13 protein-coding genes are annotated in these 13,896 nt (G+C 71.9%); 9 read left to right on the forward strand and 4 right to left on the reverse strand.

Annotated elements, in window-relative coordinates; genetic code table 11:
• Positions 1-67: 67 nt before the first annotated feature.
• Positions 68-1,309 carry an SGNH/GDSL hydrolase family protein gene (locus tag PUR26_RS27880; protein ID WP_329876360.1) on the forward strand — a complete coding sequence of 414 codons (1,242 nt, stop codon included), beginning with the start codon at positions 68-70 and terminating at the stop codon, positions 1,307-1,309.
• A gap of 160 nt (positions 1,310-1,469) precedes the next feature.
• Here PUR26_RS27880 and PUR26_RS27885 read toward each other — a convergent pair whose 3' ends face one another.
• Together PUR26_RS27885 and PUR26_RS27890 are read right to left on the reverse strand one after the other, a co-directional pair.
• Entirely contained in the window at positions 1,470-1,679 is a 210-nt protein-coding gene (locus tag PUR26_RS27885; RefSeq protein ID WP_329876362.1) for an acyl-CoA carboxylase epsilon subunit, read from the reverse strand.
• Between the two features lie 23 nt (positions 1,680-1,702).
• The gene (locus tag PUR26_RS27890; RefSeq protein WP_329876364.1) at positions 1,703-3,304 is read right to left on the reverse strand and encodes an acyl-CoA carboxylase subunit beta; all 1,602 of its coding nucleotides are present in this window, start codon (positions 3,302-3,304) and stop codon (positions 1,703-1,705) included.
• A 109-nt stretch (positions 3,305-3,413) separates the two neighbouring features.
• Here PUR26_RS27890 and PUR26_RS27895 point away from each other — a divergent pair, with 109 nt between their 5' ends.
• From PUR26_RS27895 to hutH, 5 genes are all read left to right on the forward strand, one after another.
• Positions 3,414-4,280, forward strand: coding sequence for a biotin--[acetyl-CoA-carboxylase] ligase (locus PUR26_RS27895; RefSeq protein WP_329876367.1), 867 nt, complete (start codon positions 3,414-3,416; stop codon positions 4,278-4,280).
• A 109-nt stretch (positions 4,281-4,389) separates the two neighbouring features.
• The gene (locus PUR26_RS27900) at positions 4,390-5,538 is read left to right on the forward strand and encodes an adenylate/guanylate cyclase domain-containing protein (protein ID WP_329876369.1); all 1,149 of its coding nucleotides are present in this window, start codon (positions 4,390-4,392) and stop codon (positions 5,536-5,538) included.
• A 63-nt stretch (positions 5,539-5,601) separates the two neighbouring features.
• Positions 5,602-6,390 (forward strand): enoyl-CoA hydratase/isomerase family protein, encoded by a 789-nt coding sequence (locus PUR26_RS27905; protein WP_329876739.1) that lies wholly within the window; start codon positions 5,602-5,604, stop codon positions 6,388-6,390.
• 107 nt (positions 6,391-6,497) lie between these two features.
• Positions 6,498-7,631: a GGDEF domain-containing protein gene (locus PUR26_RS27910; RefSeq protein ID WP_329876371.1), complete on the forward strand. Its 1,134-nt coding sequence runs from the start codon at positions 6,498-6,500 to the stop codon at positions 7,629-7,631.
• Positions 7,632-7,795: 164 nt separating this feature from the next.
• On the forward strand, positions 7,796-9,337 hold the full coding sequence (gene hutH, locus PUR26_RS27915; protein WP_329876741.1) for a histidine ammonia-lyase: 1,542 nt from the start codon (positions 7,796-7,798) through the stop codon (positions 9,335-9,337).
• A 151-nt stretch (positions 9,338-9,488) separates the two neighbouring features.
• Here hutH and PUR26_RS27920 read toward each other — a convergent pair whose 3' ends face one another.
• Positions 9,489-9,770: a hypothetical protein gene (locus PUR26_RS27920; RefSeq protein WP_329876373.1), complete on the reverse strand. Its 282-nt coding sequence runs from the start codon at positions 9,768-9,770 to the stop codon at positions 9,489-9,491.
• Positions 9,771-9,877: 107 nt separating this feature from the next.
• On the opposite strand from PUR26_RS27920, the gene PUR26_RS27925 reads away from it, so the two are divergent.
• Entirely contained in the window at positions 9,878-10,264 is a 387-nt protein-coding gene (locus PUR26_RS27925) for a hypothetical protein (RefSeq protein WP_329876375.1), read from the forward strand.
• A 199-nt stretch (positions 10,265-10,463) separates the two neighbouring features.
• Positions 10,464-11,732, forward strand: a complete 1,269-nt coding sequence (locus tag PUR26_RS27930) for a L,D-transpeptidase (RefSeq protein WP_329876376.1) — start codon at positions 10,464-10,466, stop codon at positions 11,730-11,732.
• A gap of 105 nt (positions 11,733-11,837) precedes the next feature.
• On the opposite strand, the gene PUR26_RS27935 is transcribed toward PUR26_RS27930, so the two are convergent.
• A complete protein-coding gene (locus PUR26_RS27935; RefSeq protein ID WP_329876377.1) occupies positions 11,838-12,695 on the reverse strand; it encodes a helix-turn-helix transcriptional regulator in 858 nt (285 codons plus the stop codon).
• 128 nt (positions 12,696-12,823) lie between these two features.
• On the opposite strand from PUR26_RS27935, the gene PUR26_RS27940 reads away from it, so the two are divergent.
• A complete protein-coding gene (locus PUR26_RS27940) occupies positions 12,824-13,867 on the forward strand; it encodes an NAD(P)-dependent alcohol dehydrogenase (protein WP_329876743.1) in 1,044 nt (347 codons plus the stop codon).
• Positions 13,868-13,896: the final 29 nt, after the last annotated feature.

Consider the following 13,896-nt stretch of genomic DNA (forward strand, 5'->3'; position numbering starts at 1 on the left):
TGCTACGGTCTGCCCATCTTAACGGAACCGGAAGCCCATTAGTGCTTCGGGAGCAGGGAGTCATGCCATGAACAAGCTCGTCAGCCGTGCCGCCGCCCCGCTCGCCGCAGGCGCGCTGGGGCTCACGCTCCTCACCGGCACCGAGTCCCACGCCCACCGCGCCGCCTGGACGGCCGCCTGGGCCGCCTCTCCGCAGCTTCCCGCCACCGGGTTCACCCCGAACTGGTCCCAGGAGGGCTTCTCCGGCCAGACCGTCCGCCAGGTCGTACGGCTCACCGGCGGCGGCGACCGCGCCCGCATCCGGCTCTCCAACGCCTACGGCACCTCCCCGCTCGACATCACGGGGGCCACCATCGCCCGTACGGACAAGGGGGCGGCCGTCCGGCCCGGCTCGGTCCGCCACCTCACCTTCGGCGGCCGGCGGTCCGTGACGATCCCCGCCCACGGGCAGCTCTCCAGCGACGCGGCCGCCCTGTCCCTGGCCAGACTCGACTCGGTGACGGTCACCCTCCACCTGGCCGGGACCACCGGTCCCGCGACCTTCCACTCCCAGGCGTGGGCCGACAGCTACCGGGCCGAAGGCGACCACCGGGCCGACACCGGCGGCGCGGCGTTCCAGGACAGGAGCCGGTCCTGGTACTACCTGTCCGGGGTGGACGTCAGCGGTACGCGTCCCGCCGGACGGGACGGAGTGGTGCTCTTCGGCGACTCCATCACCGACGGCTTCGGCTCCACCCCGAACGCGAACCGCCGCTACTCCGACGCCCTGGCCGAACGCGTCGACCGTCCCGTGCTCAACGCCGGCATCGGCGGCAACCTGCTCCTCAACGACTCCGCCTGGTACGGCGAGCGCTCCTCCGCCCGGTTCCGCCGCGACGCCCTCGACCTGCCCGGCGTCTCGACCGTCGTCCTCCTCCAGGGGGTCAACGACATCGGCTTCAGCGAGGCGCGTGACCAGCCCACCTACAAGCCGTCCCCGGTCCTCTCCGCCGCCGAGCTCATCGCCGGCTACCGCGAACTGATCCGTGCCGCCCACGAGCGGGACGTGGAGATCATCGGCTCCACGCTGCTGCCCTTCAAGGGCACCACCCACTGGGGCGCGCGCGCCGAGAAGGTCAGCGCCGAGGTCAACGACTGGATCCGGCACTCCGGCGAGTTCGACGCGGTCGTCGACTTCGACCGGCTGCTCGCCGACCCCGAGGACCCGCAGCGACTGAACCCCGCGTACGCGTACGAGGACGGCCTGCACCCCGACGACGACGGCTACCGCAGGATGGCCGAAATCCTGGCGCCCCTGCTGAGGGCCTGACTCCGGGGCCGGCACCCGGGGCCCGGCACTCCGAAGACCCCTCGACCCCCGGAGATCCCCCCGGGCCGGCGCCCGGCCCGGGACGCGCGGAGGCCGGGCTCTTCCCCGAAGAGCCCGGCCTCCGCGCGTGTGCGTTCCCGATCGCGTCCCGGGGGGCCTCCTAGAGCGGCCAGTAGGAGCGTGCCCACGACCGCGGACCGGGCTGCGGTCGCCTGGTTCGCGCGATCCGCGCGGGGTCCGACCAGCCCTCGGGCGGCAGCGGCGCGCCGTCCGTCCCGGCGGAAGCCGTCGCGGCGGCGCGCGCCCGGACCACCGCCAGTGCGGCGGCCAACTCCTCCGGAGTCGGGTTTCCTCGTACGACCTTGATCATCGCCAGGTCCCTTCCCAGACGTCCTACAGGGGGATGTTTCCGTGCTTCTTCGGAGGCAGACTTTCCCGCTTCGTGCGCAGCTGACGCAGGCCCTTGACGATCTGGACCCGGGTGTCGGAGGGCATGACCACGGCGTCGATGTAACCGCGCTCGGCCGCGGTGTAGGGGTTGAGCAGGGCGTCCTCGTACTCCTGGATCAGCCGGGCGCGGGTGGCCTCCGCCTCGTCCGCGTCCTTCGCCGCCTCGATGGCGCGCCGGTGCAGGATGTTGACCGCGCCCTGGGCGCCCATGACGGCGATCTGGGCGGTGGGCCAGGCCAGATTGAGGTCGGCGCCCAGGTGCTTGGAGCCCATGACGTCGTACGCGCCGCCGAACGCCTTGCGGGTGATGACGGTGATGAGCGGGACGGTGGCCTCGGCGTAGGCGTAGATCAGCTTGGCGCCGCGCCGGATGATGCCGCCGTACTCCTGGTCGACGCCGGGCAGGAAGCCCGGCACGTCGACGAAGGTGATCACCGGGATGTTGAACGCGTCGCAGGTGCGCACGAAGCGTGCGGCCTTCTCGGAGGCGTTGATGTCCAGGCAGCCCGCGAACTGCATGGGCTGGTTGGCCACGATGCCGACGGGGAAGCCCTCGACCCGGCCGTAGCCGGTCACGATGTTCGGCGCGAACAGGGCCTGGGTCTCCAGGAACTCCGCGTCGTCCAGCACGTGCTCGATCACGGTGCGGATGTCGTAGGGCTGGTTCGCCGAGTCCGGGATGAGGGTGTCCAGCTCCCGGTCCTCGTCGGTGAGCTCCAGGTCCGCCTCCTCGGGGAAGGCGGGGGGCTCGGAGAGGTTGTTCGAGGGCAGGTACGCCAGGAGGGACTTGACGTACTCGATGGCGTCCTTCTCGTCGCCCGCCATGTGGTGGGCCACACCGGAGGTGGTGTTGTGGGTGCGGGCGCCGCCCAGCTCCTCGAAGCCCACGTCCTCGCCGGTGACCGTCTTGATGACGTCGGGGCCGGTGATGAACATGTGGGAGGTCTGGTCGACCATGACGGTGAAGTCGGTGATGGCGGGCGAGTAGACCGCGCCGCCCGCGCAGGGGCCGACGACCAGGCTGATCTGGGGGATGACGCCCGAGGCGTGGGTGTTGCGGCGGAAGATCTCGCCGTACATCCCCAGCGCGCTGACGCCCTCCTGGATGCGGGCGCCGCCGGAGTCGTTGATGCCGACGACCGGGCAGCCGGTCTTCAGCGCGAAGTCCATCACCTTGATGATCTTCTGTCCGTAGACCTCGCCCAGGGCGCCGCCGAAGACCGTGAAGTCCTGCGAGAACACGGCGACCGGGCGGCCGTCGACCGTCCCGTACCCGGTGACCACGCCGTCACCGTAGGGGCGGTTGTTCTCCAGGCCGAAATTGGTCGAGCGGTGCCGGGCGAACTCGTCCAGTTCGACGAACGACCCCTCGTCCAGCAGCAGAGCGATCCGCTCCCGGGCCGTCAGCTTGCCTTTCGCGTGTTGCTTCTCCACCGCGCGCTCGGAACCCGCGTGTGTCGCCTGCTCGATACGGCGCTGCAGATCCGCGATCTTTCCCGCGGTGGTGTGAATGTCGATCTCGTGGGGCTTTGCCGGCTCGGACATCGGGATGCGGCTCCCTGACTGGTCACGGGGTCGTTGGCTACTGCCCCGTAGAGTATCGGCGGGAATACCGTTCGGCAGTGCGGTGTTTACCACACCTAGGCTGGCTTGCATGACGCCCTCACATGGTCCATCGCACGGTTCCGCCGGCCGCTGGAGCGACCTCGACCGCCCCCCGCTGAACGCGACCGCCCTGCGCCGGGCCCTGCTGCTCCCCGACGGCCTGTGGACCTCGCTGGAGATCGTGCCCGAGACCGGGTCCACCAACTCCGACCTGGCCGCCCGCGCCGGGTCCCTGCCCGAGGGCGCGGTGCTGATCGCCGAGGAGCAGACCTCCGGCCGGGGACGGCTCGACCGCTCCTGGTCCGCGCCCGCCCGGTCCGGGCTGTTCCTCTCCGTCCTGCTCAAGCCCGAGGACGTGCCGGTCGGGCGCTGGGGGTGGCTGCCGCTGCTCACCGGAGTCGCCGCCGCGACCGGTCTGGCCCGCGCGGGCGGGGTCGACCTTTCGCTGAAATGGCCCAACGACCTGCTGGTGACCGTGGCGGGCGCGGAGCGCAAGACCGGCGGCATCCTCGCCGAGCGGGCCGGGGACGACGGCATCGTCGTCGGGCTCGGGATCAACGTGACCCTGCGCGAGGACGAGCTGCCCGTCCCCACGGCCGGATCGCTCGCCCTGGCGAACGCCGTCTCCACCGACCGGGACACCCTGCTGCGGGCCGTCCTGCGCTCCCTGGAGCAGTGGTACCGCAGGTGGACCGCGGCAGGCGGCGACCCCATGCTCTGCGGGCTCCAGGAGGCCTACGCGGCGGGCTGTGCGACGCTGGGCCGGAGCGTACGGGCGGAGCTCCCGGGCGACCGCGCGCTCACCGGCGAGGCCGTCGCCATCGACGGCGACGGACGGCTGGTCGTCGCCGGCGCGAACGGCGGACGCGAGGCGGTGGGGGCGGGCGACATCGTCCATCTGCGCCCGGTGGACTGAACGCGCTGGCCCACCGGGACGTGAGCTAGGGCACACCTGCCGTATCGTTGAGGCGATCCAGGCGACAGATCGGCAGGACAGTGGGCAGGGAACGGGCAGGAGGCGGCCGGTGACCGTCGACGACGCGACTTCTGGCGGGGCGGAGCCGCCCTCGCATCCCACCCCCCACCATGTCGTCGACCATACGGTGGAGCCGACGGACGACCCGCTCGCCATCCGGCTGGAGCAGCTGATCCTGGGCGCGGAGCGGCGCTACACGCCCTTCCAGGCCGCCCGCACCGCCGGCGTCTCCATGGACCTCGCCTCCCGCTTCTGGCGCGCCATGGGCTTCGCCGACATCGGACAGGCCAAGGCGCTCACCGAGGCGGACGTGCTGGCGCTGCGCCGGCTGGCCGGCCTCGTCGAGGCGGGACTGCTCAGCGAACCGATGGCGGTGCAGGTGGCGCGCTCCACCGGCCAGACCACCGCCCGTCTGGCGGAATGGCAGATCGATTCCTTCCTGGAGGGGCTGACCGAGCCCCCCGAGCCCGGCATGACCCGCACCGAGGTCACCTACCCGCTGGTGGAGCTGCTCCTGCCGGAGCTGGAGGAGTTCCTGGTGTACGTGTGGCGGCGGCAGCTGGCCGCGGCCACCGGCCGGGTCGTCCAGGCCGCCGACGACGAGGAGATGGTCGACCGCCGGCTGGCCGTCGGCTTCGCCGACCTGGTCGGCTTCACCCGGCTGACCCGGCGGCTGGAGGAGGAGGAGCTGGGCGAGCTCGTGGAGGCGTTCGAGACCACCTGCGCGGACCTGGTCGCCGCGCACGGCGGCCGGCTCATCAAGACGCTCGGTGACGAGGTCCTCTACGCGGCCGACGACGCGGGCACGGCGGCGGAGATCGCGCTGCGGCTGATCGAGACGCTCACCCACGACGAGACGATGCCGGCGCTGCGCGTGGGCATCGCCTTCGGCACGGTCACGACCCGGATGGGCGATGTCTTCGGTACGACGGTGAACCTGGCGAGCCGGCTCACCTCGATAGCGCCGAAGGACGCGGTCCTGGTGGACGGGGCGTTCGCCGAGGAGCTGTCGCGTACGGGCGAGGCACCGGTCTCCGAGACGCAGGCGGCGGAGGAGGCCGCCCGCGCCGAGAAGGAGGGCGAGGAGCCCCCGTCGTACCGCTTCGCCCTCCAGCCCATGTGGCAGCGGCCGGTCCGCGGTCTCGGTGTCATCGAGCCCTGGCAACTGCGGCGGCGGGAACCTAGGATCCCCGGATAACGTTCGTTAACCGGGAGGGTGTCAGGCATGTCGGAGCAGGTGTCCGATCAGGTGTCCGGTCAGGTGGCGGAGCGGCGTTTCGGGGAGTTCGTCGCCGTGCGCCGTCACGGGCACGTCGCCGAGCTGGTGCTCGACCGGCCCAAGGCCATGAACGCCGTCTCCTCGGAGATGGCCCGCTCCATCGGCGCCGCCTGCGAGGCGCTCGCCGCCGACCGCTCGGTCCGGGTGACCGTGCTGACCTCGTCCCACGACAAGGCGTTCTGCGTCGGCGCCGATCTGAAGGAGCGCAACTCCTTCACCGACGCCGAGCTGGTGCGCCAGCGGCCCGTCGCGCGCGGCGCGTACACCGGTGTCCTGGAACTGCCCATGCCCACCATCGCCGCCGTGCACGGCTACGCGCTGGGCGGCGGGTTCGAGCTGGCGCTCGCCTGCGATGTGATCGTGGCCGACCCGACGGCCGTCGTCGGCCTGCCCGAGGTGTCCGTGGGCGTCATCCCGGGCGGCGGCGGTACGCAGCTGCTGCCGCGCCGGGTCGGGGCGGCCCGCGCCGCGGAGCTGGTGTTCTCCGCCCGGCGCGTGGAGCACGAGGAGGCTCGGCGGCTGGGACTGGTGGATCTGGTGGCCGAGGACGCCCGGACGGGCGCGCTGGAGATGGCCGGGCGGATGGCCGCCAACTCGCCCGTCGGGCTGCGGGCCGCCAAGCGGGCCATGCGGCTCGGGCAGGGCCTGGACCTGCGGGCCGGGCTCGAGGTCGAGGACGCGGCGTGGCGCTCGGTGGCGTTCTCCGGCGACCGGGCCGAGGGAGTGGCGGCCTTCAACGAGAAGCGCACGCCGCAGTGGCCGGGTGAGTAGCGGGCGGCGGGCCCCGGCGGCGGGCGTGTTCCGGGCGGCCGTCGCCGGGTGAGGTTCCCGGGCCATCCGATGGGTGGAAAGTCCGGAGAATTCCCTAAGCTTATGGGATGGGAGAGGATGTCCGGCTACGGGCGGTAGTGGCGCTGGCACAGGCGATGGCTTCGGCGCACACCCCCCGCGAGACCTGGCGGGCGGCCGCGCTGGGCGCGCGCGACGCGCTCGGCGGGACGTTCGCCGCGCTCTCGATGTGGGAGCGGGACCTCGGCCGGCTGAAGGTCCTGGTGAACGCGGGGGAACGGGCCCCGGGCGAGGAGGAGTTCCCCGACGCGGAGACGTACCCGGTGCACCAGTTCTCGGAGATCACGGAGTTCCTCCACGAGAAGTGGGCGGGGGGCGGTGAGCCCAACGCCTGGGTGGAGACGGCCCGGGGCCCGGACGCCGACGCGGCCCCGCACGGGCGGGTGGCCGCGCTGCGGCGGCGCGGGCGGGGCTGCTGCGTGGTCGCCCCGATCGTGCTGCACGGGCGGGCCTGGGGCGAGCTGTACGTGGCCCGCCCGGCCGGGGCGCCGGTCTTCGACCGGGCCGACGCCGATTTCGCGACCGTGCTGGCGTCCGTCGTCGCGGCCGGCATCGCGCAGACCGAGCGGCTGGAGGAGGTCCGCAAGCTCGCGTTCACCGACCCCCTGACCGGGCTCGCCAACCGGCGGGCGGTGGACATGCGGCTGGACGAGGCCGTCGAGCGCTTCCTGTCGGACGGCTCGGTGGTCAGTCTCGTCGTCTGCGACCTCAACGGTCTGAAGCGGGTCAACGACACCCTCGGGCACGCCGTCGGCGACCGGCTGCTGGAACGCTTCGGCTCCGTCCTGTCCTACTGCGGCGCGATACTGCCGGGTGCGCTGGCCGCGCGCCTGGGCGGGGACGAGTTCTGCCTGCTGTCCGTGGGGCCGACGGCGGACGAGGTGGTGGCGGCGGCCGACGAACTGTGCAGGCGGTCGGCCGAGTTGGAGCTGGGTGAGGGCGTGGCGTGCGGCGTGGCGTCGACCGGCGACCCGATCGGACCGCTCCGGTCGGCCCGGCGGCTGTTCCGGCTGGCGGACGCGGCGCAGTACCGCGCCAAGGCGGCGCGCTCGCCCAAACCGGTGGTCGCCGGGCGGGACGGCGCGGTGATCCGGCTGGCGGACGCGCCGCCGAAGGGCGCCCGCGACCGCCGCCGCTTCCGCGACGCCAGCCCCGGCCCCTGAGCCGCGCCGGCCCGGTGCCGGTTCCGCCGGCGATCCGTTGGGGGCCGTGTCTGGTCCGGGGCGAGTCGGCCCGGGGCCGGTGCGGCGGAACCGCGGGTAAGGGGCCGGTGCCGGGCGGGGTAGTGACACGTTGGGATTCAATCCGTACGCTGCTGAATATGGATATGCACACAGTCGTGGTGGGGACGTCCGGTACCACCGCACAGGACGTCATCGCCGTGGCCCGGGGCAAGGCCCGCGTCGAACTGTCGCAGGACGCGCTCGACGCGCTCGCCAGGGCCCGCGCGATCGTCGATGCCCTCGCCGCCAAGCCCGAGCCCGTGTACGGAGTGTCGACCGGGTTCGGGGCGCTCGCCACGCGGCACATCAGCCAGGAACTGCGCGCCCAGCTCCAGCGCAACATCGTCCGGTCGCACGCGGCCGGCATGGGCCCCCGCGTGGAGCGCGAGGTCGTGCGCGCCCTGATGTTCCTGCGGCTCAAGACCGTGGCCTCGGGCCGTACCGGGGTGCGCCCGCATGTCGCGCGGACCATGGCGGACGTACTCAACGCCGGGATCACCCCGGTCGTCCACGAGTACGGCTCGCTGGGCTGTTCCGGCGACCTGGCGCCGCTGAGCCACTGTGCGCTGACCCTCATGGGCGAGGGTGACGCCGAGGGCCCCGACGGCGTCGTCCGGCCCGCCGGCGAGCTCCTGGCCGCCCACGGCATCGAGCCCGTCGAGCTGCGCGAGAAGGAGGGCCTCGCCCTCCTCAACGGCACCGACGGCATGCTCGGCATGCTGATCATGGCCCTGGCCGACCTGGACAAGCTCTACACCTCGGCGGACATCACCGCGGCCCTCTCGCTCGAAGGGCTGCTCGGCACCGAGAAGGTGCTCGCCCCCGAGCTGCACGCCATCCGCCCCCACCCCGGCCAGGGCGCCGCCGCCGCGAACATGCTCGCCGTCCTCCACGGCTCCGGCCTCACCGGCCACTTCCAGGAGGACGAGGCGCCCCGCGTCCAGGACGCCTACTCGGTGCGCTGCGCCCCCCAGGTCGCGGGCGCCGGACGCGACACCCTGGCCCACGCCCGGCTCGTCGCCGAGCGGGAGCTGGCCTCGGCCGTCGACAACCCGGTGGTGCTGCCCGACGGCCGCGTCGAGTCCAACGGCAACTTCCACGGGGCGCCCGTCGCGTACGTCCTCGACTTCCTGGCGATCGCCGCCGCGGACCTGGGCTCCATCGCCGAGCGCCGCACCGACCGGCTGCTCGACAAGAACCGCAGCCACGGCCTGCCGCCGTTCCTCGCGGACGACGCCGGCGTCGACTCGGGCCTCATGATCGCCCAGTACACCCAGGCCGCCCTGGTCAGCGAGATGAAGCGGCTGGCCGTACCGGCCTCCGCCGACTCCATCCCCTCCTCGGCCATGCAGGAGGACCACGTCTCCATGGGCTGGTCGGCCGCGCGCAAGCTGCGGACCGCCGTCGGCAACCTCAACCGGATCATCGCCATCGAGCTGTACGCCGCGACCCGCGCCATCGAACTGCGCGCCGGTCTCACCCCGGCGCCCGCCTCGCGCGCCGCCATCGACGCCCTGCGCGCGGCAGGCGTCCAGGGGCCGGGGCCGGATCGTTTCCTCGCCCCCGACCTGGAGGCGGCCGACGCCTTCGTACGCGACGGAGAGCTGGTCGCGGCCGTCGAGCGGGTCACCGGCCCGCTGGCGTGACCGCCTGAGCGCAGGACATGTCGAGGGCCGTCCCCCGCCGGGGGCGGCCCTCGGCGTTTCCGGGGCGTGCTCACCGGGGGTGCCCGGGGCTCCCGGCCCGGAGCCCCCGCTCCGGAATCCGGGCGGGGCCGCGGACCGGCCGGCGGCGCGCTCAGAGCGCGGCGCGCGCCCCTCGCCGGACCGCGAAGGTCACCAGTCCCGCACCGATCCCGAGGAACGCCGAGCCACCCAGCAGATACGGGGTGGTGTCCACGCTGCCGGTGGCGGCCAGCACGAGGTCCTCACCGGGCCGCGCGGGCTCGGCGGCCGCTCTGGCCTGCTGCTTCGCCGCCGGCTGTTCACCGGTGGCATTCGCCGAGGGGACGAACCACAGCGCACAGAGCAGGGTGCCCGCGGCGGTGGCGGTCAGGAGCGGTCGGCGTGCGACGGACACAGATTCAGATCCCCTTGCGGCAACCGAGAATTGACGTGTGCACCGATGCTAATGAACACAGCGGGTCGTGGGAAAGTCGCGGGGTCCGGCAGCTTACGCTCCGTCATATGGGCACTTCTGAGACAGCACGGTATGTACGACTTCGAGTGGACCTGGTGGTGGAGATCACCGACACCGACGACCTGACGGGCGCCGCGCTGGAGCGGATCGACGCCGACGAGTTCATGCCGGACGAGGAACGCGCGCACGCCCGGTCCGCGGTGCGCGAGGACGAGGCGGAGGCCCTTGCCTACCTCGTCGAGCCGTTCGACCTGCTGGGCGAGGTGCCGGGGATCGATCTCGCCCAGGCGTCCTGGAGCAGCGAGCAGGTCGACTACGACCCCGACGCGGACGAGTGGGACCTCGACGAGGAGGATGATGAGGAGCTCGGCGGCATCGACGGCGCCGGCGCGCAGACCGCCGGCCGGGCCGGCGACGGTGCCGCGAGGCCGTAGCGCGCACCTGTGAAACGCTTCGGGCCCCAAGCCTGCGCGCGCGACCGCGCGGAGGCCCGGGGCCCCTCCGTGCGGGCGGGGAACCGGAGCCCGCCCGGGAGCGTCGATGATCAGTGTTGTTCCCCACATCCTCTTCGTATGGGGAACCGGACGGGCTGTTATGGGTGTTGTTGCAATTGTTGGCAGGGAATCGGCGACGATGGAGAAGCGTGTGATGACGGACAGCAAGCGGCGCAGGGGCCTCATGGCCGCGTCCGCACTGCTCGGCGGCGTGCTGGTGCTCACGGGCTGCACCGATGGCGACAGCCAGGCGGCCGAGAACGCCGACGGTGCCAAGAAGTCACAGGCGCAGGTGGACGCGGCGGCGGCGAAGGACGCCTCCCAGGCCCGAATAGCGATCTCGCCGAAGAACGGCGCGCAGAACGCGGGCATCAACAAGGACACCAAGGTCACCGTCAGCGACGGCACGCTCACCGAGGTGACGATGGCCACCGCGGACGGCAAGAGCGTCAAGGGCGAGATCTCCGCCGACGGCAAGAGCTGGGCGCCCTCCGAGCAGCTCGACCGGGCGACCACCTACAAGATCGCCGTCTCCGCCAAGGACTCCGAGGGCCGCGAGGCCCACGAGAACTCCTCGTTCACCACCGTCTCGCCCTCCAACAGCTTCATCGGCAACTTCACCCCCGAGGACGGCTCCACCGTCGGCGTCGGCATGCCGGTCTCGATCAACTTCAACAAGGCGATCACCGACCGCAAGGCCGTCCAGTCCGGGATCACCGTGACGTCCAGCACCGGCCAGGAGGTCGTCGGCCACTGGTTCAACGGGCAGCGCCTGGACTTCCGGCCCGACCAGTACTGGACCGAGGGCTCGACGGTCACCCTGAAGCTGAACCTCGACGGCGTCGAGGGCGCGAAGGGCGTCTTCGGCGTCCAGCAGAAGACCGTCACCTTCAAGATCGGCCGCAACCAGGTCTCGACCGTCGACGTCGCCACCAAGACCATGAAGGTCACCCAGGACGGCAAGACGATCAGGACCATCCCGATCTCCGCCGGCTCGCCCGACAACCCGACCTACAACGGTCAGATGGTGATCTCCGAGAAGTTCAAGGAGACCCGGATGAACGGTGCCACGGTCGGCTTCACGGACGACGACGGCAAGGGCGAGTACGACATCAAGGACGTGCCGCACGCCATGCGGCTGTCCACCTCGGGCACCTTCATCCACGGCAACTACTGGGGCTCCGACTCGATCTTCGGCAGCACCAACACCAGCCACGGCTGCGTGGGTCTCAACGACGCCAAGGGCGCGAACGACCCGAGCCAGCCCGGTGCCTGGTTCTACGACAACTCGATCGTCGGAGACGTGGTCGTCGTCAAGAACTCCAAGGACACCACCATCAAGCCGGACAACGGTCTGAACGGCTGGAACATGAGCTGGTCGGAGTGGAAGGCCGGCTCGGCGGTCTGAGCCACGGACGAGGCGGCGGTACCCCCACGGGGTGCCGCCGCCTTCGCGTGTCCGGGACGGCCGCACGTTTGGGCCGCCCGGGGGTCCGGGCCGCCGGCCCGCCGGTCACCGCCTCCCGACGACCTCGTCCACACCCCAGTTGGCCAGCAGCCGCAGCGACTCGGCCGACGCCGACCCCGGCTCCGCCGTGTACGTCACCATGCTCACGTCGTGCTCGTCCGCCACCCGCAGCGTCTCGTACGTCAGGGACATCTCGCCCACCAGCGGATGGTGCAGCCGCTTGGCGCCGTGGCCCTTGTCCTGCACCGTGTGCGCCGCCCACAACGAGCGGAACTCGGGGCTGTGCACCGACAGTTCGCCGACGAGCGCCGAAAGCCGGGGATCGTCCGCCGAGCACCCCGCGTACAGCCGCAACAGGCTCACCACGTCGGTCGCCTTCGTCTCCCAGTCGACATACAGATCACGGGCGCCGGGGGAGAGGAAGACCTGCCAGGCCATGTTCCGCTCGCCCGGCGGCATCGCCTCGAAGTCGCCCAGCAGCACCCGCGCCATCCTGTTCCAGCCGATGATGTCCAGCCGCCGGCCCACGAGGTACGCGGGCACCCCGTCCATGGCGTCCAGCAGATGCTGGAGCGCGGGCCGCACCGTCTGCGGGCGCAGCGGCGACGTCCGCTTCTTCTTCTTGGTCGGCTTGGCGAGGTGCGTCAGATGGGCGTGCTCCGCGTCGGTCAGCCGCAGCGCCCGCGCGATCGCGTCGAGCACCTCGGAGGAGACGTTCTGGCCGTTTCCCTGCTCCAGACGCGTGTAGTAGGCCACGGACACCCCGGCGAGCTGCGACAGCTCCTCGCGCCGCAGCCCCGGGACGCGGCGACGGCGGCCGAACTCGGGCAGACCGACGTCCTCCGGCTTCAGCCGGGCCCTGCGTGAGCGGAGGAATTCGCTGAGTTCGGCGCGCTGGTCCATACGATGAATTATTCCTGGTCCTCCGCCCGAACCCCCGGACCTGCCTGTCCCTGCCAGTGGTACGCACGCTGGGCGTACGCAGAACAGAGGCCTGGGTGAACCGCGCGAACGACGGCAGGGTGGAGACCATGACCACCAACGTCCACGCCTACGCAGCCCCCGCCGCCCACGCTCCCCTGGAGCGCACCACCGTCCCGCGCCGGGCGGTCGGAGAGCACGACGTGCTCATCGAGATCAAGTACGCGGGCATCTGCCACTCCGACATCCACCAGGCGAAGAACGGCTGGGGCGAGGGCATCTTCCCGATGGTCCCCGGCCACGAGATCGCCGGAATCGTCACCGAGGTGGGCTCCGGCGTCACCCGGCACAAGGCCGGCGACCGGGTCGGCGTCGGCTGCTTCGTCGACTCCTGCCGCCAGTGCGAGTACTGCCTCCAGGGCCTGGAGCAGTACTGCACCCAGGGCATGACCGGCACGTACAACGCCCTCGGCAAGGACGGCGAGCCGACCTACGGCGGCTACTCCACCCACATCGTCGTCGACGAGAACTACACCCTCCGCATCCCCGAGGGTCTGCCCCTCGACACCGCCGCGCCGCTGCTCTGCGCCGGCATCACCCTGTACTCGCCGCTCGCCCACTGGAAGGCGGGCCCGGGCAAGAACGTCGCCATCGTCGGCCTCGGCGGCCTCGGCCACATGGGCGTCAAGATCGCCCACGCGCTGGGCGCCGAGGTCACCGTCCTCAGCCAGTCCCTGCGCAAGCAGGAGGACGGCTTCAGGCTGGGTGCCGACCACTTCCACGCGACCGGCGACCCGGAGACCTTCGAGAAGCTGGCGGGCACCTTCGACCTGATCGTCTCCACGGTCTCGGCCCCGCTGGACCTCGGCGCCTACCTGGGCCTGCTCAGGACCGACGGCGCACTGGTGAACGTGGGCGCCCCCGAGGAGCCCGTCTCGCTGAACCTCTTCTCGGTGATCGGGGGCCGCAAGACCCTCGCCGGCTCGATGATCGGCGGGATCGCCGAGACCCAGGAGATGCTCGACTTCTGCGCCGAGCACGGGCTGGGCGCGGAGATAGAGCTGATCCGCGCCGACCAGATCAACGAGGCGTACGAACGGGTGCTGAAGAGCGACGTCCGCTACCGCTTCGTGATCGACGCCGCCACGATCTGAGCCGCGCCGCGCCCCGGCCGCCTGCGGAC

The organism is Streptomyces sp. SP18CS02 (genome assembly GCF_036322365.1).
GTDB lineage: Bacteria > Actinomycetota > Actinomycetes > Streptomycetales > Streptomycetaceae > Streptomyces.